Source organism: Rhodococcus sp. P1Y (assembly GCF_003641205.1).
Classification (GTDB): domain Bacteria; phylum Actinomycetota; class Actinomycetes; order Mycobacteriales; family Mycobacteriaceae; genus Rhodococcoides.
The window spans coordinates 1,727,231-1,751,158 of sequence record NZ_CP032762.1 but is presented as its reverse complement, the minus strand read 5'-3'; the positions used below and the strand labels follow the sequence as shown (position 1 = coordinate 1,751,158).

At 60.6% G+C, this 23,928-nt stretch carries 23 protein-coding genes; 13 read left to right on the top strand and 10 right to left on the bottom strand.

What is annotated here, in order from left to right:
• Positions 1-27: 27 nt before the first annotated feature.
• On the bottom strand, positions 28-558 hold the full coding sequence (locus tag D8W71_RS08220) for a nuclear transport factor 2 family protein (RefSeq protein ID WP_121112559.1): 531 nt from the start codon (positions 556-558) through the stop codon (positions 28-30).
• Positions 559-697: 139 nt separating this feature from the next.
• On the opposite strand from D8W71_RS08220, the gene D8W71_RS08215 reads away from it, so the two are divergent.
• From D8W71_RS08215 to D8W71_RS08205, 3 genes are all read left to right on the top strand, one after another.
• Entirely contained in the window at positions 698-1,594 is an 897-nt protein-coding gene (locus D8W71_RS08215; RefSeq protein ID WP_121112556.1) for a TIGR03619 family F420-dependent LLM class oxidoreductase, read from the top strand.
• 44 nt (positions 1,595-1,638) lie between these two features.
• Positions 1,639-2,172 carry a nuclear transport factor 2 family protein gene (locus tag D8W71_RS08210; RefSeq protein ID WP_121112554.1) on the top strand — a complete coding sequence of 178 codons (534 nt, stop codon included), beginning with the start codon at positions 1,639-1,641 and terminating at the stop codon, positions 2,170-2,172.
• Between the two features lie 172 nt (positions 2,173-2,344).
• Positions 2,345-3,100 (top strand): IclR family transcriptional regulator, encoded by a 756-nt coding sequence (locus tag D8W71_RS08205; RefSeq protein ID WP_236077789.1) that lies wholly within the window; start codon positions 2,345-2,347, stop codon positions 3,098-3,100.
• A gap of 35 nt (positions 3,101-3,135) precedes the next feature.
• Here the strand turns inward: D8W71_RS08205 and D8W71_RS08200 are convergent, their stop codons facing one another.
• Positions 3,136-3,780: a PadR family transcriptional regulator gene (locus D8W71_RS08200; protein WP_121112550.1), complete on the bottom strand. Its 645-nt coding sequence runs from the start codon at positions 3,778-3,780 to the stop codon at positions 3,136-3,138.
• Positions 3,781-4,232: 452 nt separating this feature from the next.
• Here D8W71_RS08200 and D8W71_RS08190 point away from each other — a divergent pair, with 452 nt between their 5' ends.
• Positions 4,233-4,616, top strand: a complete 384-nt coding sequence (locus D8W71_RS08190) for a nuclear transport factor 2 family protein (RefSeq protein WP_121112546.1) — start codon at positions 4,233-4,235, stop codon at positions 4,614-4,616.
• A 39-nt stretch (positions 4,617-4,655) separates the two neighbouring features.
• Here the strand turns inward: D8W71_RS08190 and D8W71_RS08185 are convergent, their stop codons facing one another.
• The 3 genes from D8W71_RS08185 to D8W71_RS08175 all read right to left on the bottom strand — a co-directional run bounded on the left by D8W71_RS08185 (position 4,656) and on the right by D8W71_RS08175 (position 8,062).
• Positions 4,656-5,453 (bottom strand): IclR family transcriptional regulator, encoded by a 798-nt coding sequence (locus tag D8W71_RS08185; RefSeq protein WP_153275343.1) that lies wholly within the window; start codon positions 5,451-5,453, stop codon positions 4,656-4,658.
• A gap of 148 nt (positions 5,454-5,601) precedes the next feature.
• Positions 5,602-7,143 (bottom strand): FAD-dependent oxidoreductase, encoded by a 1,542-nt coding sequence (locus tag D8W71_RS08180; protein WP_121118805.1) that lies wholly within the window; start codon positions 7,141-7,143, stop codon positions 5,602-5,604.
• Positions 7,144-7,204: 61 nt separating this feature from the next.
• A complete protein-coding gene (locus D8W71_RS08175; RefSeq protein WP_121112542.1) occupies positions 7,205-8,062 on the bottom strand; it encodes an alpha/beta fold hydrolase in 858 nt (285 codons plus the stop codon).
• Between the two features lie 150 nt (positions 8,063-8,212).
• Here D8W71_RS08175 and D8W71_RS08170 point away from each other — a divergent pair, with 150 nt between their 5' ends.
• Positions 8,213-8,998 (top strand): SDR family NAD(P)-dependent oxidoreductase, encoded by a 786-nt coding sequence (locus tag D8W71_RS08170; RefSeq protein ID WP_121112540.1) that lies wholly within the window; start codon positions 8,213-8,215, stop codon positions 8,996-8,998.
• Between the two features lie 96 nt (positions 8,999-9,094).
• Here D8W71_RS08170 and D8W71_RS08165 read toward each other — a convergent pair whose 3' ends face one another.
• From D8W71_RS08165 to D8W71_RS08145, 5 genes are all read right to left on the bottom strand, one after another.
• Entirely contained in the window at positions 9,095-10,789 is a 1,695-nt protein-coding gene (locus D8W71_RS08165) for a 3-ketosteroid-delta-1-dehydrogenase (RefSeq protein ID WP_121112538.1), read from the bottom strand.
• A gap of 74 nt (positions 10,790-10,863) precedes the next feature.
• Positions 10,864-12,879, bottom strand: a complete 2,016-nt coding sequence (locus tag D8W71_RS08160) for a flavin-containing monooxygenase (protein WP_121112536.1) — start codon at positions 12,877-12,879, stop codon at positions 10,864-10,866.
• Complete coding sequence (locus D8W71_RS08155) at positions 12,876-13,781, bottom strand: SDR family NAD(P)-dependent oxidoreductase (RefSeq protein WP_121112534.1); 906 nt, start codon at positions 13,779-13,781, stop codon at positions 12,876-12,878. Before D8W71_RS08155 ends, D8W71_RS08160 begins: the two co-directional genes overlap by 4 nt.
• A complete protein-coding gene (locus D8W71_RS08150; protein ID WP_236077788.1) occupies positions 13,771-14,691 on the bottom strand; it encodes an alpha/beta hydrolase in 921 nt (306 codons plus the stop codon). Before D8W71_RS08150 ends, D8W71_RS08155 begins: the two co-directional genes overlap by 11 nt.
• A gap of 193 nt (positions 14,692-14,884) precedes the next feature.
• Positions 14,885-15,772, bottom strand: a complete 888-nt coding sequence (locus D8W71_RS08145; RefSeq protein WP_121112532.1) for an SDR family NAD(P)-dependent oxidoreductase — start codon at positions 15,770-15,772, stop codon at positions 14,885-14,887.
• A gap of 296 nt (positions 15,773-16,068) precedes the next feature.
• On the opposite strand from D8W71_RS08145, the gene D8W71_RS08140 reads away from it, so the two are divergent.
• The 8 genes from D8W71_RS08140 to D8W71_RS08105 all read left to right on the top strand — a co-directional run bounded on the left by D8W71_RS08140 (position 16,069) and on the right by D8W71_RS08105 (position 23,912).
• Positions 16,069-17,619, top strand: coding sequence for an ABC transporter substrate-binding protein (locus tag D8W71_RS08140; protein WP_236077787.1), 1,551 nt, complete (start codon positions 16,069-16,071; stop codon positions 17,617-17,619).
• 25 nt (positions 17,620-17,644) lie between these two features.
• The gene (locus D8W71_RS08135) at positions 17,645-18,595 is read left to right on the top strand and encodes an ABC transporter permease (protein ID WP_121112528.1); all 951 of its coding nucleotides are present in this window, start codon (positions 17,645-17,647) and stop codon (positions 18,593-18,595) included.
• Entirely contained in the window at positions 18,592-19,515 is a 924-nt protein-coding gene (locus D8W71_RS08130; RefSeq protein ID WP_121112526.1) for an ABC transporter permease, read from the top strand. The genes D8W71_RS08135 and D8W71_RS08130 overlap by 4 nt, the downstream gene beginning before the upstream one ends.
• A 50-nt stretch (positions 19,516-19,565) precedes the next feature.
• Entirely contained in the window at positions 19,566-20,666 is a 1,101-nt protein-coding gene (locus D8W71_RS08125; RefSeq protein ID WP_121112524.1) for an ABC transporter ATP-binding protein, read from the top strand.
• Position 20,667: 1 nt separating this feature from the next.
• Positions 20,668-21,684: an ABC transporter ATP-binding protein gene (locus D8W71_RS08120; protein ID WP_121112523.1), complete on the top strand. Its 1,017-nt coding sequence runs from the start codon at positions 20,668-20,670 to the stop codon at positions 21,682-21,684.
• Positions 21,681-22,739, top strand: a complete 1,059-nt coding sequence (locus D8W71_RS08115) for a hypothetical protein (RefSeq protein ID WP_121112521.1) — start codon at positions 21,681-21,683, stop codon at positions 22,737-22,739. The genes D8W71_RS08120 and D8W71_RS08115 overlap by 4 nt, the downstream gene beginning before the upstream one ends.
• A gap of 110 nt (positions 22,740-22,849) precedes the next feature.
• Positions 22,850-23,197 (top strand): hypothetical protein, encoded by a 348-nt coding sequence (locus D8W71_RS08110; protein WP_121112519.1) that lies wholly within the window; start codon positions 22,850-22,852, stop codon positions 23,195-23,197.
• A 67-nt stretch (positions 23,198-23,264) separates the two neighbouring features.
• A complete protein-coding gene (locus D8W71_RS08105) occupies positions 23,265-23,912 on the top strand; it encodes a Dabb family protein (RefSeq protein ID WP_236077786.1) in 648 nt (215 codons plus the stop codon).
• Positions 23,913-23,928: the final 16 nt, after the last annotated feature.

Below are 23,928 nucleotides of genomic sequence, written 5' to 3'. Positions count from 1 at the left end.
TCGCGACTCGCACTGCTTATTCGGGACTCACATGCCCGGTGCCGGGTCCGTCGCCTGCGGCCGTAGCTCAGTACCCACACCGGCGGCCAACAGTTCTCGCGCATCCGAACGTCCGTCCAGCAAACGTCCGACGCGTCGACTCACCCGCCAGTGATTCCCCTCCCTGACCAATTCCCATCTGTTGGCCGTAATACGCAGAACTTTGAAATCCGCTTCTGTACCAGGGATCTTGATCACGAGCTGACTGTGACCCGTCGCTACCGCACGATCACCACAGAGCTCGATACGCGGCACGCTCATCATGTGAGCCGAGCCGTTCATGATGAAGTTCTGATGTAGCTCACCCTCGATCATGGACTTCACATCGCCTCGTCCATCGAGTATTCCGGAATCGACGTCGTACACGCCATCCTCCTGCCATAATTCGGATGCTGCATCGGCGGAACCACTGTCGACGGCCGGACCATACGTCGACAGCAACTGCAGAATCTGCCATTTGTCTTCCATTGCCTCGACTCGCAGGAATAGTGCGTCGAGATCGGGTTGCTGCCGTTCCATGAACTCCCTTTCGGTCCGTCTTGTCACACACACTATGGCCACGCCCCGTACGAGAAACCGAAACTTCCATCCAGAGAGACAAATCCGTCCAACGAAACAATTACTGTTCGTTGGAGCCGCGACGTGGTACTACTCGGTCATGCATCTGGGGATCACCACGCCTGCAGTGACTCTCTTTCCCGGCGCATGTTCCCCGTGGGAAGAGACTGCCGGTATCGACGACATTGCTCGCATCGCCTTCACAGCAGATCGACTCGGCTTCAACCACATCACCTGCAGCGAGCACGTTGCGGTTCCCGCCGACATCGCCGCGGAACGCGGGGGCACCTATTGGGATCCGCTCGCGACGCTGGGATACCTTGCCGCTCGGACAGACCGCATCCGACTCGTGACACAAGTACTGGTACTGGGATACCACCATCCCCTGGAGATCGCCAAGCGCTATGGCACTCTGGACGTGGTAAGCGGCGGCCGGTTGACCCTCGGACTGGGCGTCGGAAGCCTGAAAGAAGAGTTCGACCTGCTCGGCGTACCGTTCGAGGACCGCGGCCCCCGCGCAGACGATGCCTTAGCTGCATTACGCGCGGCGTTGTCGAGAACGCAACCGGAGTATCACGGCACCTACTATCGGTTCTCGGACTTCGTCGTCCAACCCCATGCGGCCCAACCTCGGGTTCCTCTGTGGGTAGGCGGGCGAACCCGCCGATCGCTCAGACGTGCAATCGAACACGGCGACGGGTGGGTACCGTTCGGACTCTCGCACCCGGATCTACGGTCGATGCTGGCCACGGCAGACGTGCCTGCACGTTTCGAGATAGTGCTCTCGGTTGGAGCACAACTCGATCCGATCGCAGATTCCGACGGCGCGATCTCTGCTCTACGCGAAGTGTCGAGGGCCGGGGCGACGATTGCGGGAGTCGGCCTCAGTGCGCGCGACGCCGATCACTACTGCGAGCAAATGGTCCGCTTGCGCGAGATCGCGCTCGACGAGGGTCATGACTTCCCCGATAAGTTCGAATCACCTCCCGGTCAGTAGGATTCGCGCTTCCATCGGCAGTAGATCGACGTAATCATCCTTCGATGACTTCCATAACGCTTTCAGTGGCCGAACAACTCAACGCCATCGAACAAATCAAGCGAACGTTTTCCGCTCGATTGCGGTGCATGGACACCAAGCAGTGGCACGTTTACCCGACACTGCATACCACCGACGTCATATCCGAGACATGGGGTGGAATTCCCGTCGACCGCCAGCCGAAAACGGATGGTGTCGCAAATCGAGTCGTCGGTAACGAGCGGCTGGGGAAGACCATCGAGGCGTTCTTGGACGGCGAGAAGAAAATCACCTCGGTACATCATGCCCATACACCCGAGATCGAGCTCACCTCGGACACCACGGCGACTGGCATCTGGGCGATGGAAGACAAGCTGTGGTGGTCCAAGGCCGACGGCACAGAGGAACATCTGCACGGTTACGGCCATTACCACGAAGAGTATCGCAACGTCGATGGGAAGTGGCTCATCAGCTTCCGCAGCCTGAGCCGGCTCCGCGTCGACGAGACGCCACACTTTCACGACGCCGTTACGGCGCTTGTGCGAGTCCTGTCCGACTGATTCGCGTGCGCCCAGTCCGATCGCACGAGTACTTGCCACCCTGGGGGCTCATAGAATATCGAGTGACTCGCTTCACATTTGTCCGTGTTCATGACACTATTCCTATTAGAAAAACACTGCATGAGCCTTCGTGGCCGGTGCAGGGACCTTCGTGGCGATGGGATGGTGTTCGATGAGCCAACTGATGTGTACCGACAATGACGCACCGGTCGCACTGCTGGATCGGGTGTCTTTGGTTCTGGACGCGTTCGACGGACGCGGAGAGATGACGCTAGCCGAGGTCGTGGAGGTAACAGGGCTCCCCCGCTCGTCTGCCCACCGAATACTCGAGCACCTCTCTCAGCTTCGATGGGTCACCCGCGACAAGCGGTCGTACTCACTCGGTACCCGCCTGATGGAATTGGGTCACATCGCGCTCAAACAGGATCCGCTGCACATGGCCGCACGGCCGCATCTCGAGACACTTCACCGAAGTACCGGCCTTGTCGTGCACCTCGCGGTACTGGACCAAGGCTCCCTGCTGTACCGGGAAAAACTGGGCGGCCGATTCGGCGCAGCCGTGCCGACCCGCATCGGTACACGGCGCCCTCCAGAGCGCACTGCGCTCGGAAAAGCGCTGCAGGCCTATGCAGGCGAAGCCGGCGCAGAACACGACAAGATCAGAGATGTGGGGCTCGCCTTCGAGCGTTCCGAGTCCGTTCCGGGCTATGGATGTATTGCGGCACCAGTCGGCCCACTGGGTCAGGCCAAAGCTGCCATCTCGCTCTGCGGGCCGCTCACCCACCTACCATTCGATCGAGAACGGTCGAATCTGGTCCGGCTTGCGGCGTCCGCGGTATGGCGCGATTGCAGGTCGCAGGTAACTCCGGTCCTGCAGGACAGAACGCATCGTTCGCGCAGCTACGGGCGGGCGTTGCACCCGGTTTAAATCCTCGAATACCCCTGCCCTACAGAGTAATTACGTTATCGGTGTTTCCATCTTCCCGGCTTGATCGGACGCGGCATCCCCATCGGATCCACCGTCGACCGTGCGTAGTGCTCGGCAGCGTCGTCGACAAGCTCGATCAGGTCACGGGCGAGGTCTATTTCAGCCTGGCAGTAGCGGCCGGCCCACAGCAGACTCATTCGCGAGTAAGCCCACCCGGGTTCGTCCTTCGAATGGTCGGCATGTTCGGCTGCTCGCCGCTTCTTGTCCTCCATGTTGGTGATGTGCTCTTCGAGTACGACCTTGAGGTGCTCGGGCTCATGGAGATGGCCCATCCACATTCGCAGAAGCACGCTGTGCTTGAGCACGGGATCCTCAACCGGCGCCAGCCTGGACCAGGCCGTGACGGCTCGGAGGCCGGAATCGGTGATGGAGTACATTCTGCGACCGCGTTCGCCATGCTCGGCGACGTCTCGGTACGAGACGAAGCCCTGGGTTTCGAGTTTCTTCAACTCTGTATATACCTGACTCACCGAGGGGCTCCAATAGAAAAATCCGATGCTCCAGTCGGCCCATTCTTTGAGATCACTGCCGGTCAATTCCTCACCGAATGTGAGCATTCCGAGAACCGCCCAACTGGTGGCAGGCAGAGTCGGGTAGGAGTGCGGATCAGACTGGGCCATCGCGAAAGGGTACCAAGTGCGCCGATCAATTCGATTGAGTGGGAACATATGTTGCAGTTCCGAGGTCGCGGAACGAGACTTACATTCTGCGCAATCGATTTCAACGGAAGGCACTCTCATGACGATGCAACAGCTGGATTGCGGACACTGCGGGCGAGGCGTGCTGGTCGAAAAGTTCAGTGCGGCGCACACCACGGTGCAATGGACAGACGACGCCGCCGACTGTCCACGGATCGCATCCGCACAGCGTGGCCTCGGGGACTCGGGCCGAACGTGCGATGCGCTTCGCTCGACCATCGACGAAGCTGTGCGTAACAAGGTATTGGTCGAAACCACTATAGAATTGCCCGAAATCGCAGGATCGGGATCCCGCTAGCCGCAAGTTGGCAACCGGTTCCCGTTGGATGAGACACTCGACCGCAGCACGCACAGCACACCAATAGGCTGCGTGAATGACGCTTACACCTGCTCCAGCTTCAATCCAGCGCGCCACCGTCGAGCGGTACCTGGAATTGATCAACTCCGGTACGGCCGAGGCCATTGCGGCGTTGTACACCGCCGACGCAACCGTCGAAGATCCTGCAGGCACTCCACCCAAGGTCGGAAGAGCCGCGATCGCGGACTTCTACGAGGGTGCCGCGGCACTCGATTGCACCACAACGTTGTTGACGTATCGCGAAAGCGGACAGACGGCTGCGTTTCATTTCCGGGTTTCGACGAAACTCCCCGACTCCACGGTCGACGTGTCCCCCATCGACGTCATGACGTTCGACAAGGACGGGAACATCACTTCGATGAAGGCAATATTCTCCGAAGGTGACTACGAGATCAAGTAGTCACCCAGGCTGGCTCGAGGCGCTGCGAATTGCTGTCAATCAACGACCGGAAGCGTGCGAGACATCCTGCTGCAAGTCGTTGGTCACACACGCATCCCAAACATCGCGCGCCGCCACTCGAACCACCCCGCCCAACTGCTTGAAATTCATTTCTTGAACCGGGCCGCACAGCGAGATGGCAGAACGATTGCCGTAGAAGTGGTCGGCGGGGCCGATCGACGCAGCTACACAACCGATTCCGAGTAAGGTCTCCTGCCGATCGATTGCGACACCGCGCTCTCTGGTTCGCTTCAGCTCCGAACTGAGCTGCTCCAGGTTGGAGACGCTGAACTGGGTCACTGCACGCATGGGGCCCTGCAGATCCTCGGTCACCGACTCCCACGGCCGATTGGCAAGCATTACTTTGCCAATTCCGGTCACATGGGCTGGAAGCCGCGCACCGACACGGGTCGGCAAGCGTAGAGGCGTCGAACCAGGTATCCGGTCGACATAGAACACCGAATCTCCCTCGAGATTGGCAAGGTGCACTGTCATACCGGTCGTGTGCGCCAAACGGTTCAGCACCGGGAGCGCGGCGATCCGTAACCTGTTCTGACTCAGCGCCCACTGGCCGACCTCGTAGGCACGCGCACCCAACTCGTACGTGTTGCGGTCTCGCGCGAGCCAGTGGGTCGCGGTCAGTTGTTCCAGAAGCCGATGGGCCGTCGAGCGTGGCATCCCCGTACGGCGGGTGACTTCGGACAGCGTCAACGGACCTGCGTCGCGAAATGTTTCGACTATCGAGGAGATCCGATCGACGACCGAAGCAGGATCGCTGTCATTGCGGGTCGTTCTCACCGCGGCCTCCGATCTTGTGACTTCCACCACCCTAACCAACAGGGCAGTGGTACGCCACTATGGGAGGTCAGCGAGTTGTGTGGACGTCGAAACGTTCCATCTCGACGTCCACACAACAGAGGGGGACCACAGTCGCGGTGCCGTGAACTCACTCGAGCATGTCTGTCACCGCCCGAAAGGCGAACACCATGGCGGTACCGAGCGGAACCCCTGGGCCCGGATAGAACTTGCCGGTGAGCGATGCTGCCGTGTTCCCAGCCGCGTACAGACCAGGAATGACCCCGCCGCTCACGTTCCGAACGCGCCCCTCCGTATCCGTCTCGACCCCGCCTTTCGTTCCTAGATCGCTCGTGACGATCCGGGCAGCGTAAAAGGGTGCGGTATCGATCGGCCGCAATGCAGCATTGGGTTGATCAGGTCCCGCGGGCGGACAGAAGAACCGATCGTACGGATCCTCGCCGCGAGCGAAGTCCTCGTCGATCCCCTTCTTGGCGAAGTCGTTGAATCGGGCCACGCTCGACATCACTGCGTCGATCGGGACTCCGATCTGGGCCGCGAGCGCATCGAGGGTGTCCGCCTGGACCCACGTGCCAGCGGCAAAGTGGTCCTGGGCAGGTACCTCCGGAATCGACATCGCCGGAAGAGAAGGCCCGCCCTCGCGTGAATCGAATATCAAGAACGATGGCACTGCGGGGACTTTCTCGTCTCGAGCAATCATCGCCCGACCGAACTGGTCGTAGGGCAGCGATTCATTGAGGTAACGCTCGCCGGCCGAATCGACCAGAACACCGCCGCGTACGCCCACCATGAACGCAGCTGATCCGTCGGGTAGTTCGACGCCGGGGCAGAACCAAGCCTGATCCAACAGCGCTGTGGCCGCGCCGACCTCCCGGGCGGCAATGAGCAAGTCGCCGGTGTTTGCGCCCTGCGGGCCCATGCTCCATTCCGCGCGCCCCGGCGTACCCGACTCCGATCGCAGGTCGACGTTCCCCTCGATACCGCCTGCGGCCAGAAGAACACCTCGCGCGGCCTTGATCCGTTGTGGCACGCCGTCGCGCAGTGCTTCGACGCCCACGACCCTTCCATCCTCCAGGATCAAGGAAGTCACGGCGGTGTTCAGGCACAGGTCGGCCTTTCCAGTGCCTTCGATGGCCATGGTGAGCCGACCGATCAACGCCCTGCCACCAGTCAATACCTCGTCCGGGTGCACACCGCCCACTCGGTCGACGTGCAACTCAGCACGAATGGATGTTCTCCGATCGCCGATCACGGCGCTTGGCAGGTCCACCGCGTGGATAGCCCGGCCGACGGCTTGGCGTCCTGGTCGGGCGTAGTAGTCGGGAAACGGTCGCCATTCCAATTCCATGTTCGGATCGTTCTCGAGCAAGTCGACCACGGCCTGCGCCGTGGTGACGAACGCTTCCTGTCGCTGAAGTTCCGAATCGCCTACGACAGCACGGAGATAGACGCGCGCCGATTCAGTGGAGTCGCCTGCGTCGGATCGCTCCTGCACGCTGGTTCCGGGCAACCACAGCGCACCACCGGAATATGCAGAGGTACCCCCGAGTCGGTCGGTTTTCTCCAGAACGGCCGTTCGCGCGCCACGTGCTGCCGAGGCGTAGGCACCGGTGAGCGCTCCGCCTCCCGAACCCACGACAACGACATCGTATTCGGAATCCCATTCGGACATGTTCATCACCTTTGATCGAAGCAAACGGAAAATTGTCAGGAACACTCTGATCTCGGAATAACTAACGCTCCAAGAACTCGATCACGGCCCCGAGCCACGCCTCGCGTGCCTCGATCATTGCCCAGTGGCCGCAATTGGGGAATACATGCAACTCGCCGTTCGGGATGTCTCGCATAGGAATCAACGCCATATCGACCGGACTGACGCGGTCGTCGCGACCCCAGGTCAACAGAGTCGGAGCTTCCACCCGGCCGAGTTGCGACCAGTACGGCGCACCCGGCGCCGAGGCCGAAGCCTTCATGGCTGCTCCGAACGCAGCGCTGCTGTACATGCGACGTGCAATTTCGAGCGTTGTCGGCTCCGTAGCAAGTGCGAAACGCTCCTCGATCAGTGACTCGGTAACCAACGACGGGTCGAACACCATGGCACGGAGCCAGCGGATCAAATTCTCTCGGGTGGGGTCGTCGGTGAACTCCATCAGGAGCTTGATGCCTTCACTTGGACCACTCGAGAGCACCGGACGTCCCACGCCGCCGATAGTCACAAGCTTGCTCACCCGACGCGGTTCGTCCTTCGCGACGTTGACCCCGACGATGCCACCCATCGAGTTGCCGATCACCCGGACTGCGCCGAGATCGAGCGCGTCGAGGAACAGACCTACTGATTGCTGGGCCATCATCATCGGGTGGCCAGGCCCTGGATCCGATACCCCGAAACCCGGGAATTCCAAAACGTAGCAATGGAATCGAGACGCAAGGTCTGCGAGTACGCCACGGTAGTTCCGCCAACCGGTTACCCCAGGTCCTGAACCGTGTAGCAGGAGCAATGGGGGACCATCTCCGGCCTCGTGGTAACGCAATACACCCAACTCGGTGTCGACTTCCCGCAACGTCGAATCGTGATCCAGTTCACTCGTCATACACTTAACCGTGCCATCGCACAGGTGGAGCCACCACACGAGTTCCCAATGACCGGGAGGTGCCGACCTCGATGTTGTTTCGACTGAGTAGCTTACGGACCGTCAGCCGCGCGGACGCGCAGCCGCAACATCGACAGGAGAGTCACAGGGATGAACCGCTACATAGGCAGGCGCGCACTGATTACCGGGGGCGGTTCGGGTATCGGGCAAGCCACGGTCCTTCGACTTCTCGCCGAGGGTGGGTCCGTCGTTGCTGCGGACATCAGCGAAGCCGGCCTGCACGACACCCTCACTAGGGCGGGCGAAGTCGGGGGCCGGTTGACCACTGTGGTGGTCGACATCTCGTCCGAGGCATCTGTCCGCGAGGCGGTCGGCTCTGCGGTGTCCACTCTCGGCGGCCTCGATGTGTTGGTCAACGCTGCGGGAATCCTGCGCTCGTCGCATACCGAGGACACTCCGCTCGAACTTTTCGAAACGGTCATCCGCGTCAACTTGACCGGAACGTTCTTGATGGTTCGTGAGGCAATTCCCGCTCTGTCAGCCGGCGACGGTCCTGCAGTGGTCAACTTCAGCTCGACTTCGGCCGGATTCGCGCATCCCTACATGGCCGCATACGCAGCCAGCAAAGGCGGCATCCAGTCGATGACGCATGCACTGGCTGCGGAATACTCGAAGCGCGGTATTCGATTCAATTGTGTTCAGCCCGGATCGATCTCGTCCGGAATGACCGACGGCAGCGGACAGAGCGGGCAAAGTGTCGGTCCCGGGCTGCCCGAGGATGCCGACTGGAGCTTGTTCACGAAATTGCAGCCCATTCTCGGATCAGGCTTCGCCGGTCCTGAATCGGTGGCTGGGGTTGTCGCAATGCTCGCGAGCGCCGACGGCGCCTTCATCACCGGCACCGAGGTGCGGGTCGACGGCGGCACCCACGCCTGACTCCATCGAGACACGTCCCGCCGCATCGAATCGATCGACGCGGCGGGACGGTTGATCTTACTTCAGACGGTTGATCTTACTTCGGGAAAACAATGCTCAGCTTTCCGCCGCCGCATGTGCGGCGAGATAGCCGAACACCAAACCTTGACCGATGGTGGCTCCTGCCCCGGGGTACGAATGACCGAAGGCGTTCGCAGCGGTATTGCCGATCGCGTACAGGCCGTTCACGACGCTCCGATCTTCACGGAGAACTCGCGCGCGTTCGTCGGCACGGAGTCCGCCACACGTGCCTAGATCGCTGAGGACCACCTTCACCGCATAGAATGGACCGTCGGTCAGTGGACGTAGGTTGGGATTCGGGCCGATCGTCGGGTCACCGTAGTAACGATCGTAAGCGCTGTTTCCTCTGAGGAATTCGTGATCGGAACCTGTCCGGGCCGAGTCGTTGAACACCTCTAGAGTGTTTCGGAACGCCTCGACCGGCAGTCCGACCGACCGGGCAAGCCCGTCGGCATCCGGTGCTTTGTGTGCGATTCCGGCCGAGAACCAGCTCGCAGGAAGTGGCATTCGCGGGAAGAGCTCGGCTGCCAGAATGTAGCTGTTTCGGTAGCGCTGATCGAACACCAACCACATCGATTCCACGCGCTCTCCCAGGCGCTCCAATTCCAACAGGCGTTGACCGAACGACATGTAATCCTGGGACTCGTTGATGAACCGCTTGCCGTTCTGGTCGACGATGAACGATCCCGGCAGCGATCGTTCCGCGAGCAGCACCCCTGGCGCTTTGCCCGGCAGTGGCGCAACAGCGGGAAACCACCACGACTGGTCCATCAAATCGATGTCTGCTCCGACGTCCTGCCCGACCCTGATTCCATCCCCGGTGTTTCCATCGGCGCCCAGACTGATGTCGTCGACCAAATTCTCGGACTGGAACTTTCGGCGCATCGTCATGTCGTGATCGAACCCGCCGGTCGCCAAAACCACACCACGCCTAGCAGTGACCGTGACTTCACGGCCGTCCTGGGCTACAACAGCTCCGGTCACCCGATCCCCGGACTCGACAAGTCGAACGAGGGTGGTGTTCGTCCATACGGGAATACCGGCCGTCAGAACTCCGGCGTACAGACCCGCAGCGAGCGCCTGCCCACCCGCCACGTAGCGACGGCCGATGAGGAGTCCTCCGACGCCGGTCGCCAATCGCTTCAGGATTCTCGGAAATGCTTTGGCGGGCTTACGCGTGAGCAAGTTCATCCATTTGTAGTCGGCACCCGTGACGGGCATCGGTAGACCCGCCTCCATCAGCCCCGGACGCAAGCGTTCGAGTTCCGATCCCAGAACCGAAAGGTCGAAAGGCTTGCATTCGCAGGTCCTTCCAACAGCCGATCCGCCGTCGAGCTCAGGGTGATAGTCCGAGTAACCCTCCGCCCAGAAGAACTTCATAGGAGTTGTTCGCGACAGCATGTCCATCGTGGCCGATGCGCTGTCGAGAAAAGCTTCACTCCGATCAGCTGGAGCAGTATCGCCGACCACCGCGCGCAGGTAATCGCCTGCACGAGCGCGTGAATCTCCTGCAGCACCTGTGAGCAATTTGTTGGCAGGCAACCAGAAGGCTCCGCCCGATCGGGCGGTCGACCCACCGACGTACTGGGTCTTCTCCACGACCAAAGCGGACAATCCGAGTTCGTGGGCCGTCAGGGCTGCAGCCATACCTGTACCGGATCCGATGACGAGAAGATCGACCTCTATATCCTGTACGGCCGTCTGCTGCAGCGGCTTCTTGTTCTTTGCCATACGGTTCTCCTCTGAGACTGAATTGACTTTGTAAGGGAATGTCCTTCGGAAACAGTCGTGGTTCCCCGACTGTTTCAGAGCTGACGAGACCGACTATCCGCCGAGGGCTCGGCGGATGCGCGTGCAGTGAAAGAAAACTTGCTCGGATCGGGTTCGCGCAGCATGGTCCAGTAGTCGACAATCCGCCAAGGACACGGGACGATCGGCCGTCCGGCGGTGTTGCGGTAGTAACCGGTGACCTCCTTGCCCGGATGAGCCCACACGGTCTTGTCCAACGCGTCATCGACCGCGTCGTTGTACCGATCCATAGCTTCGACGCCGACGTCCATCGATTCGTATTCGTTCTCGACGAGATACTGCAAGCACTCCACGATGTAGTGCACATGCTCTTCACTGGTGATGTTGTGTCCACCACCGTGATTGGGGGCCGCATTCGGCCCAGCGGTGACGAACAGGTTGGGAAAGTGCGGAACCTGTATGCCGAGGTACGCCCGCGGGTCGTCGCCGTTCCTCCACACGTCGGCAAGTCGCTTGTCATCGCGGCCGACAATGTCCAAGGAGGTAGCGTATTCCACGGTGAATCCGGTGGCCAACAGGATGACATCGGCGGGAATGAAAGTCCCCTCCGTCGTGACGACTCCGTCTGGCCGAACGCTCTCGAACGAGGCCCGGTGGAGCGTCACGTTGTCGCGCTTCAACGCCGCGAAGAATCCCGGGTCCTTGACGATGCGCTTGGCGTACGGCCGGAAGTCCGGTGTCAGCTTCTCGATCAAGTCGGGCCGATCGCTGAACGAATCTTGCAGGTAGCGTAGCGATACCTGCATGACGTTGTCGTTGACCTTCGATACGGACAGGTGATCCTTGGCCCACTCAGGGTCGATTCGCGGTATTGGGTACAGGTTGTCCGACGCCAGCCAGAACGCTCGAAAACGGAACCACTGCTGGTAGAACGGGAGATACCGCATCGCCCATAGTTCGCCGGCAGGAACGTCGTTCTCCACGGCCTTCTCGGGAACGATCCAGTGTGGCGTGCGCACTACAACGTCGAGTGAGCCCACCTCGTCGACGATGTTGGTGACCAACTGCACCGAGGTGCATCCTGTTCCCAACACGACGACACGCTTGCCACTCAGATCGACATCACGCCACTCTGCGCTGTGCACCAGGTCACCTGCGAACGTATCCAAGCCAGGAACATCCGGTACGTTCGGTGCACTGAGAACCCCGAGAGCGGTTACCAAAGCTCGACTTCGGTGTGTTTCCATCGATCCGTCGGCAGCGCGGGTGACGACCTCCCATTGCTGGTCCTGCTCTATCCAACGAGCACCGTCCACAGCGGTCGACAGTTGAATATGACGTGCCAGGTCGTACTTGTGGACGACTGCTTTCATGTACTTCAAATATTCCGGTCCCGAGGGGTAGTAGCGAGACCAGTCGGGGTTGAGCTCGAACGAGTACGAGTAGTAGTGACTCGGGGTGTCTACTGCGGCGCCCGGGTAGGTGTTTCGCGACCAGGTGCCACCGATGTCGTCACGAGCCTCGAAGACACGAAATGCGAATCCGGCATCCTGTAGTTTGACGGCAGCGTTGAGACCGATCATTCCGGCGCCGACAACAATGACATCCATGGCAGCAGGTGGTCTCCTGGTGACCGGAACCACCCGCTGCGCAAGCCGAAATCCAGCCTGCTCCATCAGTATCGGGACGAACTCGTCAGTCACCTCGGTCGCGCTGCACAGAGACGCGAGTCTCTTGAACAGGTCTTCGTCCAGCTCCATCAGCCGCGGATCGAGGTCACCGGCCAGTATCTCGCGCGCACGTTCACGAACGGCACTTGCAACCGAATCAGGGTAGGTGCCGTAGGGCAACGTCGTCGAACCCGACGCAACGTAGTGCGTACCCACGGCGGACGTCGCATCCGACTTGGCAGCCTTGATCAATGCTTCGAACTCGTCCACCAGTCCGAGATCGCCTGTGATGTGCACCATCGAGAGAAGTAACGCACCCGGGTTGCAGGATTCGATCACGTCGTCGAGCGTCACATCGTTGCCCGACAGTTCGTAAGTCGGCCCTGTTGTTGTGCTGGTCATTCGTCAACTCCCATAATGTTTTCTGAGTTCAGGGGTTCGGACCCGAGGTCGACACCCATACGGTCCAACATCGCTCGCGGATCCACTGGCGGACGCCGATCGATCAACTGTGCAGCCCGGCGGTCGAGAGCTTGCGCGCACAGCTCGTCGTGCGAGAAGACCCAGAAGTCGCCTCGCGCCAGACTCTCGGTCATGTGCGATGCGGCTTCGACCGGATCCAGTCCGGAACGCACGTTGTCGCGCTGCATTGCATCGAAAGCGGCATTGGCGATCCGGTTCGTGGTCGGGGCATCACGACGGGCTGCGTTGAAGATGTCGCTGCGGATCGAGTGTGGAACGATGACCGAAATCTGAATATCGGCGTCGCACAAAGACATGTCCTGGTGCAGACTCTCCGTCAGCGCGAGTACCGCGAACTTGCTGACGATGTAGGGGCCTTGCACGGCGACGCTGTTGATTCCGCCGACGGACGACATGTTGGCCACACATGCACTCTGCTGTGCGTCGATCATTCTCGGCACGAAGGCCTTGACCGCATGAAAGACGCCGTCGACGTTGATCTCCATGACACGCTTCCACCGGGGCAATTCGATTTCCCACGTCAGACCGGCCGTTTCGATACCGGCATTGTTGATCAGCAGATCGACTGCGCCGTATTCGTCGAACAGTCGCTGCGCCATGTTATCGACGGCACCGTAATCGGTCACGTCGACTGCGTAGGCGCTCGCGCTCTGGCCTGCCGCTCGGATGTCGGCAGCGACGCGTTCCCCGCCATCCGCGTCGATGTCGGCGACGACGACGGTCATTCCCCGCGATGCCAGATGTCGGACGAACCCTTCACCGATTCCAGCGGCAGCGCCGGTGACCACTGCGACGCCCCTGGTGAACCTGTCACTGTGCACGCGCGCTCACCTCATCGGTTCCCTCGGACGGAGACTCGGTTTCGAGCGACGCGCGAACGTAAGCGCTCAGGTCGTCGAACAGCACTCTCGCCGGTTGCAATTCGGCTGTCATCGTCGCGAATCCGTGCATCATTCCTCGGTAAGTTCGCGTCCTGACGTCAACACCCGCCGCCGCCAATCGCGCAGCGTATTTCTCGATCGATTCCCGCATGACATCCACTTCCGGAACTGCGAAGTAGTGCGGCGGAAGGTGATCGACGCGGACGGCACGAGCTGGGCACACACGGGGATCGGTGCGCTGAGCCGGGTCGGAATACATGTCCCAGAAGAACCTACAGTCTTCGACGGTGAGCGCACCCGTAGCGCATTCCGGGTTGGATACAATCATGTCCGGCGGCCCGTAGATATTCACCACGGCCACAGGAGTTTTCAATTCTCGCTCGGCTGCCCGATGAGCGAGCACCATGGCCATGGTTCCGCCAGCACTCTCCCCCGCCAGCACACACCGCGCGACATCGACACCGTCGAGCGCGTCCGGGCCTCGAGCGATCCATTTCCATACTGCTGCGCAATCGTCCATTGCCGCCGGATGAGGGTGTTCCGGTGCGAGCCGGTAGTCGACCGAGACCACAACAGCGTTCGTGGCAACACTCAGCTTTCTCAGGTACTCGTCGTTTTGGTTCAAACTTCCCACGGTGAATCCGCCACCGTGCATCCACTGCACGACGCCCAATCCTTCACCCCCGTGCGGTCGATAGACCCGGACCGGAACGTCAACCTCAGCAGTCGGGACCAGAGCGTCTTCCTGAGAATGGATCGGGGACACCACCGGGCGTGTGTTCTCATCCAACAAGCGCCGCAGCTCGACGACCGACAGCTCGCTCATCGCACCACCGAATCGATCGATCATGCGGTCCACGACACGGCTGGCTTCATCGGTTAGTTGCGGCGCCGAGGATCGAGACATCCTCACGTGATGCCGCGCGCTCGTCCTCGAAAGATCCACTCTCAGTGCCCCGTTCTGCATTCGATCCATCATTTACGACAACGTAGTGTGAGCACAGTCACCGGAGGAGTAGTTGTTCCATTCAGCGGCAGCGCGGCTACAAACCTGCAGGCCGAATGTTCGGATTGGCCCATGTAGGAGGTTCCAGCCGAGGCAACACGGAAGCTCCGTCCAGAGATTTCACGTCGATCCTCTGGCTCCACGGATAGTGGAGGCTGAAGGCGACGAGTCCTGTCCTCTCTGCAGCCGGTACCGTACACATTGCAAGGACGGTCTCGGCCAGGTACTCGACGGGTTCGGCTTCGTAGCCCTCCGGAAGTAGCGCCTCAGCGCCCGGGGTTCTGATGGCGGTAGAAGGTCCTACGGCGTTGACAGCTATGTCGACGTCGACCAGTTCGGCAGCCAAGCCTTCAGTGAGCCGGTGCAGCGCGGCTTTCATCGACGCGTACACGACGTCGCCGGAGGTCTTGTTGTACTCGCGGAACGGCCGGATAGGACTCAATCCCGTCGACGACCCGATGTTGACGATCCAACCGGCTCCCCGCTCCTTCATAGCCGGAATCACCGACTGAATCAACGCGAAGGGCGCACGAATGTAGTGCTCAACAGTTCGGTCGAACGTGGCCATCGACATGTCCGCCACCGCGCTGTACTCGGCGAAACCTGCGTTGTTGACCAGGATGTCGACCGAACCGCAACGCCGGATAGCCTCGGCTACGAGATACTCACGCGCGTTCGCATCTTCCAGATCCGCTGTAATGGCGACCGCCCTGCCGCCCGCCTTCTCGATGAGCGACACCGTCTGCGTCAAACTGCCCTCCAACACCACAGCCTCGCCGTCGCGGACCGAGGTCGTCGGTTCGCTCGCTCGGGCGGTCACCACCACGGTTGCCCCCTCCGCGGCTAGTCGCAGAGCAATTGCGCGCCCGATACCGCGACTACTCCCGGTAACCAGCGCAGTCTTTCCGATCAGAATCTGCTTCATCCATTCCTCCTGAGTCGATGGTGTTGGTATCCAACTCTCAGGCCTGACAGCCAATGCAGTCCTTCTCACTCCCGCCCAGTGAGACGACAAAACCCGAAATCCTGCTGTGCTAAGTCCGGGGCACCGAAGATCCCACGCAGTGGGAGTCCTCGTTGACCGCATAAGCTCACCACGGTTTATTTGTTGTAACGCAGCTCACACTCAGTCAGCCGTTGAGTGATCCCTCCACCAATCGCCCACCGGGCATCGCTCCAGCCCCCGCGACCACACGCCAAACCCTGATCAGGAGCTCAGCCTTGCCTATTCGTCGTTTCGTCAAGACTCTCGCCGCGTCGACCATGTGTCTGATCGTTGTGACGTCGTGCTCCGGCGGTGCCGCCAGCCCTACAGCGGCCGATGCCGGTGACCCCGTCCGCGGGGGCGAGATCGTGTACTCGTACAACACCGATGCACAATCCGTCGACCCAGCAACGTGCGCTGTCGGCATCGGCCTCGCACCGTGTCAGGCAATCTACGGTGCCCTGCTCTACCTCGACGTTGCGAACAACGAATTCGAGCCAGGCATGGCCGAATCCGTGACGAGCGCGGACGGGAAGGTCTGGACCTTGAAACTCCGCCCAGGAATGACCTTCACCGACGGCACCCCCTTCGACGCAGCGGCAGTCGAATACAACTGGAATCGAATTCTCGACCCCGCGAACCTCTCTCCGGGGGCAGCGACTGCAAGCAGGCTGAAGTGGGCAGTTATCGATCCACTCACTGTCGAAATTACATCCGCCGAAGTCAACTACCGGTTGGAACTCGCGTTCACCGAGGAACTTGCGTTCATCGCCTCGCCGACTGCGCTACAGCAGATGGGCCGAGATTTCGGGAACTCGCCAGTCGGTGCCGGGCCGTTCACGTTCACCTCGTGGGCACGTGGAACCGAGATGGTCCTCGACCGAAATCCGAACTACTGGGATCAACCGCGCCCCTACGTCGATCGCGTCGTGATGAAGACGATAGGCGCCGACGATCAACGGTTCAACGCGTTGCAGGCCGGTGAAGTCGACGTCATGACAGTCACCCTTGGAAAGTACGCAGACCGCGCGAGGGATGCGGGAATGAGCGTCACCCAAGCAGATCTCTTGGGTGGCGGCGGTGTTCGCCTCGCCCAGCGCGGCGCTTTGGCCGATCCCGACGTTCGGCGTGCGGTCTCGACGCTGATCGACAACGACCAGATGATCGCTGCCGTCTTCCCCGGTGAAAAGACGGCAGCCACCTTCGCAGCCGAGGGCACTGAGCTGTACGACCCAGAGGCGACATGGCCGAAACGCGACGTGGCTCAGGCGCAGAAGACAATCGATGACTATCGCGCCCGCAACGGCGGCGAGCCGATTCGCCTGCGGTACGTGACGGTCGCAGGCAGCCCGTTGTTGGCCCAGGTGTCCGAGATGTTGCAAGCGCAGATCGAGGAAGTCGACGGCATCGAATTCGAGATTGCTGCGTTGGACGGTGCTGCGTTTGCTTCGGCCCTGAACGCAGGCGACTGGGATCTGATAGTCAGTGGGCTCGGCGGCGCGAACGGCGAACGTCTCTATCGCGTGTTCCACACCAACGGCACTGCCAACAACAGTGGCTATTCCAACCCCGTCGTCGATGCCGCACTCGACACGACGCATAGTTCGAACGACCCGGATGAAGTCAACGCTGCATACAAGACGGCCATCCGCGAGTTGATGAACACAGGCGCATACAAGTTTTGGCAGCCTGCCACAACCCGTCTCCTGAGCCCCTCCAACGTGGGTGGACTCGAAGTGGCGTACCAGTACTGGTTCCGTCCTGATCTGGCCTGGGTGAACCAGTGACCGCCCTGGACACAAGGCGGCAAGTATGACGAAACTGCGATCGGCCCTACGCTATTCTGCAACGCTGGTTACGGTGCTGTTCCTGGTCAGTCTCGCGACATTCCTGCTGCTCGAGCTCGTCCCAGGCGATCCAGTCGACGGGTTGCTGCCGGACGGGGCAACCGACGAGATGCGTGCCGCAGCCACTGTGCGCTTCGGATTGGACGGATCGCTGCCCGAGCGTTACCTCGCCTGGTTGTGGAGCGCTCTTCACGGGGATCTCGGTAGATCGATGATCAGTGACATTCCGGTCACCGAAGCAATTCTCGACCGGCTCGCGGTGACACTGGAACTCGCCGCGACGTCGATCGTCGTCGCATTGTTGATCGCGGTGCCGGTCGGTGTCTACTCGGCCTACCGGTCCGGCGGCGTGGTAGATCGGATCGTCACGGTTCTGTGCTCGGTGACCCTCTCGATCCCTAGTTTTCTTCTCGGTGTACTTCTCGTGTTCATCTTCGCGGTGTCGCTGGGCGCGTTCCCGGTCACCGGTTGGACCCCGTTGTCGGCAGGATTGGTTCCACACCTTCAGTCTCTGGTGCTTCCTGTCACGACCCTCGCAGCTCTCGAGGCTGTCGCGTTCATTCGACTCCTTCGCAACGACATGGTGTCGACCCTGCAGCAGGATTTCGTCCTTTCTGCGCGAGCACGTGGTCTACCGATCCGCAGAATCTTGTTCGGCCACGCATTGCGCCCGTCCGGATTCTCACTTCTCACTGTTATGGGCGTGGCTCTTGGCCGCCTCATCGGTGGAACCGTGATCGTGGAATCGATCTTCTCGCTGCCCGGGCTGGGTTCGCTCGTCATCACCTCGATTACGGGGCGCGATCTGTTCATGATTCAAGGCATCGTGCTGGTCGTCGCGGTGGGCTACGTGCTTATCAACGCGCTCGTCGATATCGCCTATCCCCTGCTCGATCCGAGAGTGAGCGCGACATGAGCACACCTGAAAAGCTCGATGCGTCCAGATTCGATCCGACCGAGCGCATTTCGGACGAATTGACTGCCGCGCCCGCGGACATACTGCGCTCGCCGAACGGCCGACGTCGCAAGCGCGACGTCGGCGCTCTTCTCGGAGCGATCTGGGTCGTCACCATCGTCGTGGCCGCAGCGGCCGCATCGATTCTGCCGATCCCCGGTTACGACGCGATCGGTAGCGAATACTCGCTGCCGCCGTTCTCCAGCCTCGGGCACATGCTAGGCACCGATCAGCTTGGACGCGACCAGCTCAGCCGCGCGCTCTACGGCGCACGCATCTCACTATCGGTTGGGCTGGGCGCTACATTGTTGGCGCTTGTCGTCGGCACCACGATCGGTGTTCTGGCCGGTTACTACCGGGGAGCCGTCGACAAAGTCACTGGAATCGGCACCGATGTCGTGCTTGCCTTCCCGCCTCTGATTCTACTGATTGCACTGGTTGCGGTCATGGAGTCGAGTGTCTGGACTCTCGTACTCGGTCTCGGCCTGGTTGGCATGCCCACCTTCGCGCGGATCGCCCGTGCCAACACGATCGCCTTCACCCATCGAGAGTTCGTCATTGCAGCTGGTGCGATGGGTGCGAGCGACTTCCGAATACTGCTCCGCGAGCTTCTGCCCAATGTTCTGCTGCCCGTCGTATCGTTCGCGACTGTCGTGGCAGCCGGTTTGGTTGTGGCGGAGGGATCGTTGAGCTTTCTCGGGCTGGGAGTTCCGCCGCCGACACCGAGCTGGGGAGGCATGATTGCAGCAGGCCGCTCGACACTGTACGAAACTCCTTTCTTGGTGCTGGTACCCGGCGCATTCTTCTTTCTCACTGTTTTCTCCCTGAATCGAATCGGAGACTGGGCCCGATCGAATATTGGACGAGAGTCAGCGCTGTGACAGCCCAGTTCGAGACCACTCAACCGCCCTCGAGACCAGAGGCACTTCACATGGATACGGCACTCGCGATAGACGACGATGTGAGATCACCCGCGTTGAGCATCGATTCCCTTCGGGTCTGGATCGACACGCCGCGTGGAATGGTTCGCGCGGTGGACGGAGTCGATCTCGAGGTCGCCGTAGGGCAAACACTCGGCATAGTCGGTGAATCCGGCTCGGGAAAGTCCATCCTGTCACGCGCCGTCATGAACATCTTGCCACCGGCTGGACAACTTCGACCGGGTTCGCGAATCGAGATCGACGGTGTCGACACAGCCACACTCTCTCGCGCACAGGCTCGTTCGATGTGGGGAGCCCGCGCGGCGATGGTATTCCAGGATCCAATGACCGCGCTCACCCCGGTCCTTACCATCGGGAAGCAGTTAACCGAAACACTCAGGCAGCACACCGACCTCGGAAAGTCGGATGCGCTTGCGCGCGCCGAGGAGCTCCTGAGATGGGTCGGAATCCCGGACCCGAACTCGCGGCTACGCCAGTACCCACACAACTTGTCCGGTGGCATGCGACAGCGAGTCGTCATCGCGCTCGCGATCGCATGCTCACCCCAGCTCTTGATCGCCGACGAACCCACAACGGCCCTCGACGTCACGGTGCAACATCAGATACTCGATCTGCTCGCCCGACTACAGAAAACGAACCATATGGCGATGGTCCTGATCACACACGATCTCGGCGTGGTAGCGGGACGAACGGACCACATTGCGGTCATGTACGCGGGAAAAATCGTGGAATACGCGCCGACCCGAGCACTGTTCAGCCATACTCGGCATCCGTACACCCTATCGCTCCTCCGATCTATTCCCCGGCTCGCGAATCCCAGTCACACAAGGCTGCAGTCGATCCCAGGACGACCTCCGTCCGTCGTCGAACCTGCGCCCGGATGTGCGTTCGCCCCGCGATGCACGTATGCCCGGCCACGTTGTCTCGTCGAGACACCGACATTGACTCATGTCGAAGGAGACATCAACCGACACACTTCTGCATGTCACTTTCCCCCCGGCACACCGGCTGCAGCCGTCGCATTCGCCGACAATCTACGGGACGGCCGCACGGCTGCGGGACTTCCGATCGACTCGAGGGACGCGAACTGACATGGCCGGATCAGGAACTGCCCATATGCGATCGGCAGACGATCACGATGTACTGCTGTCGGTCCGCGATCTCACCGTCGAGTATCCGACTGGAGGCGGTCGCACATTCGCCGCAGTATCCGACGTGAATCTCGATATCGTCCGCGGCGAGACCGTGGGACTCGTCGGCGAGTCCGGGTGCGGCAAGTCGACCGTCGCGAAGGCAATCATGCAATTGCCGCGCCCGACGTCCGGAGTGGTGACTTTCGATGGTCGCGATCTTTCTGCCGCAGGCAAATCCGAGCTACGCAGCAGCCGACGGCGCCTGCAGATGATCTTTCAAGACCCCATCTCTTCGCTGAATCCCCTACGACGTGTTCGCCGCATCGTGTCCGAGGGTCTGGACATCATTGCCGAGGGCTCTCGATCCGATCGCGAGGCGAAGGTCGACGCGATGCTTGCGACTGTCGGTCTCGACCCCGACACTGTCGGTGACAGGCGACCGCACGAGTTCTCGGGCGGTCAGTGTCAAAGAATATCGATAGCTCGGGCAATGGTTGTCGATCCGCAGTTGGTCGTGTGCGACGAACCGGTATCGGCACTCGATGTGTCGGTGCAGGCCCAGATCCTCAACCTGTTAGAGGATATGAAAGAGCAGTATCAGCTCACCTTGTTGTTCATCGCCCACGATTTGGCCGTGGTGAAAAACATCAGCGACAGGGTAGTGGTGATGTACCTCGGCAAGATTTGCGAGATCGCCGATCCCGATGCCTTGTACTCGACTCCCAAGCATCCTTATACGGAAGCACTGCTGGCATCGATTCCGGACCCCGATCCATCTGTCACCCTCACAGAGTTACCCTTGCAGGGCGAACTGCCCTCACCACACAGTCCACCCAGCGGTTGCAGGTTCCGCACCCGTTGCCTGCGTGCGCAAAGTATCTGCGCCAGTGTCGAACCGACGATCCGAGAGGTAGCGGACAGTCACTTCGTCGCTTGCCACTTCCCCTCGACCCCCGAGAAAGGACCTCTTTCATGACCACCGTTGCACGTCACCCTATGACCCCAGCTGTGCCGCCGCAGTTGATCCAAGACATCTACACCCGCGACGAAGTCGAGCTATTGACCGACATCGTTCGCAACAACGGACCTTGGCGACTTGTCGCGGCCCACCACTTCAAGAATGCCGAAGAGTACCTGGCTGTTTCAGGAGCAAAGTCCCGTGACGCGGAGACTCCTCTGCAACTTTCGGATCTGCTTACACCGACGTTTCGGAGCTATCTCGGAGACGGCGGGATCGTGTACGAACCAGCGGCGCACGACCTGTACTACAACCGCAAGTTCATGGACATGATCAAAGGCATTCACGGCGCGGAATTCGCGATTCCCAGCAGCTACCTCTTCAACATCCGAACACCTGCCCACAGCTTCGATGCCGGCCACTTCGACGGAGCATCGTGGCGTGGCGTCAGCATGAACAATGCCCCACTGTGGTTGGTCAGCGTGATGGCCAAGTCAGGATTATTCGAGCGTTGGGAGGTCAAGACGGGCCAGGTCATTGCCTACTTCTACGACAGCGACGTCGATGGCGGATTCACCTACTGGCCGGACGGACCTGACATGCCTCCGCAACGCTTCGCCGCACCGTTCTGGAACAGCGGTTTGCTCACCAACAACGAGAAGATGTTTCATCGAGGTGAAGCGAACGGCCCTCGGGACCGACGCACAATACCGAAGCTTCAACTCGATTCCGTCATCACCGGCGACGGCGACGGCTGGGTCGTGCGCAACGGGGACGAGGACATCGCTCGATACGACGACGCAGACATGCGCATGCTATTCCACTACAGCGCATACGTTTTCAACGATCGATCCGAGGTTAAGGCGTATCTGGACCACACGGACGATCTCACGGTCGAGCAAGCGATCGGCATGCTGGTCAGCGATGTTCGCGCCCGGGGAGTTTCGATAGAGGACCCCTCGGATCCGTTGAACGACCCCGCATTCATGGCAACGCTGACATCGGTTTACGCAATGGCCCCGAGCGAGTATCCAGACGTGGCGCCGCTCGATATTCCGCGACCGGCACGATGATTCGGTCAGCGGCCCTGCGGGAGTCGACAGGGCCGCTGACGTCTCGTCGTCGATCCCACTCCACGAGAGAACTGTTCGTCGACACTGCCGAAAGGATCTAGGCTCTTCCGATGACAGATCCGAAAGTCTATGTGGTCGACCGTATTGTCGCCCGACCAGGTCTCGCAAAGCAATTCGTCGAGGCCTATCTAGCCAACTATGCGCCCGGCGCACGGAGACGGCACATGGTTCTCGAGAGCATCATTGTCAGTCCTCCCATGTGGTTGAACGACCAATCGAACGAAATCACGGTCACTTGGACGGTGCGCGGAACGACGGGGTGGTGGAACATGGCCAGAACGAGTCGTGCGGACAGCGACGTGAGACAGTGGTGGAACACGGCGGACTCGTTGGTCCTCGAGCGCCACCGATCGATGGCCGTGAGCGCGACAGACGTCGACGGACTCGTCGGTGTTTGAGATGGTGCGTGTAGTCCACGCCGTTCCAGACGCGGACCCAACCCTGTGGGCTACTACTGTCGACACGTTGACCTCGGTTTCGGAGTCCAGCCGGGCGACTCGTACGTTGATCGCACCGACGCTGCCAGGGACGATCAACGGTGGAGATCTTATCCTGCGTCTACGGTTCATGGACGAGTCCGCGGCACACATGACTGCTCGGACGCTCCATGACATCGCTTCTGCGTCTTCGGTTGTCGAACTGATGCACGGTGCCGACTATCGATCGACTGACTCACAGCCGTCATCCACCAATGGCCGGAGACGTCTCGCAACGGTCTATCGCGCGCTCCTGGTCAGAGTCTCACCGGACGCCGATCCGGCACACCTGCGCCGATTCGAACACGACACACTGTCCATGCCGAACTACATCTCGTCGATCGTGCGGTGGCGACTGTCCCCGGTGTCCGAAGCATTCGGACCCACAGAGTGGACGCACGTCTGGGAACAGGAATTCACCGACGTCGATGGTTTGCTCGGAGAGTACATGGACCATCCGGTGCACTGGGGAATCGTCGACAGGTGGTTCGACCCGGAATGCCCGGAGATGATCATTCGGGACCGCGTGTGCCACACCTTCTGCGGCATCGACACCCCGCTCCTGGATTCGGCAACGACAACCGACTGGCATACCTCGCTCGCCGAGCCTTGCCAGTCAGTTGTTCGCCAGGGCTGAATTGCCGTCTTGCCGT

Excerpts from the sequence above, each read along its gene's own strand:
- D8W71_RS08160 (WP_121112536.1), bottom strand. The coding sequence starts at position 12,879 with ATGACCAGCACAACAACAGGGCCGACTTACGAACTGTCGGGCAACGAT.
- D8W71_RS08135 (WP_121112528.1), top strand. The coding sequence starts at position 17,645 with ATGACGAAACTGCGATCGGCCCTACGCTATTCTGCAACGCTGGTTACG.
- D8W71_RS08120 (WP_121112523.1), top strand. The coding sequence starts at position 20,668 with ATGGCCGGATCAGGAACTGCCCATATGCGATCGGCAGACGATCACGAT.
- D8W71_RS08115 (WP_121112521.1), top strand. The coding sequence starts at position 21,681 with ATGACCACCGTTGCACGTCACCCTATGACCCCAGCTGTGCCGCCGCAG.
- D8W71_RS08180 (WP_121118805.1), bottom strand. The coding sequence starts at position 7,143 with ATGTCCGAATGGGATTCCGAATACGATGTCGTTGTCGTGGGTTCGGGA.
- D8W71_RS08145 (WP_121112532.1), bottom strand. The coding sequence starts at position 15,772 with ATGAAGCAGATTCTGATCGGAAAGACTGCGCTGGTTACCGGGAGTAGT.
- D8W71_RS08205 (WP_236077789.1), top strand. The coding sequence starts at position 2,345 with ATGAGCCAACTGATGTGTACCGACAATGACGCACCGGTCGCACTGCTG.
- D8W71_RS08220 (WP_121112559.1), bottom strand. The coding sequence starts at position 558 with ATGGAACGGCAGCAACCCGATCTCGACGCACTATTCCTGCGAGTCGAG.
- D8W71_RS08130 (WP_121112526.1), top strand. The coding sequence starts at position 18,592 with ATGAGCACACCTGAAAAGCTCGATGCGTCCAGATTCGATCCGACCGAG.
- D8W71_RS08190 (WP_121112546.1), top strand. The coding sequence starts at position 4,233 with ATGACGCTTACACCTGCTCCAGCTTCAATCCAGCGCGCCACCGTCGAG.
- D8W71_RS08210 (WP_121112554.1), top strand. The coding sequence starts at position 1,639 with ATGACTTCCATAACGCTTTCAGTGGCCGAACAACTCAACGCCATCGAA.
- D8W71_RS08150 (WP_236077788.1), bottom strand. The coding sequence starts at position 14,691 with ATGATCGATCGATTCGGTGGTGCGATGAGCGAGCTGTCGGTCGTCGAG.
- D8W71_RS08200 (WP_121112550.1), bottom strand. The coding sequence starts at position 3,780 with ATGGCCCAGTCTGATCCGCACTCCTACCCGACTCTGCCTGCCACCAGT.
- D8W71_RS08215 (WP_121112556.1), top strand. The coding sequence starts at position 698 with ATGCATCTGGGGATCACCACGCCTGCAGTGACTCTCTTTCCCGGCGCA.
- D8W71_RS08125 (WP_121112524.1), top strand. The coding sequence starts at position 19,566 with ATGGATACGGCACTCGCGATAGACGACGATGTGAGATCACCCGCGTTG.
- D8W71_RS08175 (WP_121112542.1), bottom strand. The coding sequence starts at position 8,062 with ATGACGAGTGAACTGGATCACGATTCGACGTTGCGGGAAGTCGACACC.
- D8W71_RS08165 (WP_121112538.1), bottom strand. The coding sequence starts at position 10,789 with ATGGCAAAGAACAAGAAGCCGCTGCAGCAGACGGCCGTACAGGATATA.
- D8W71_RS08170 (WP_121112540.1), top strand. The coding sequence starts at position 8,213 with ATGAACCGCTACATAGGCAGGCGCGCACTGATTACCGGGGGCGGTTCG.
- D8W71_RS08110 (WP_121112519.1), top strand. The coding sequence starts at position 22,850 with ATGACAGATCCGAAAGTCTATGTGGTCGACCGTATTGTCGCCCGACCA.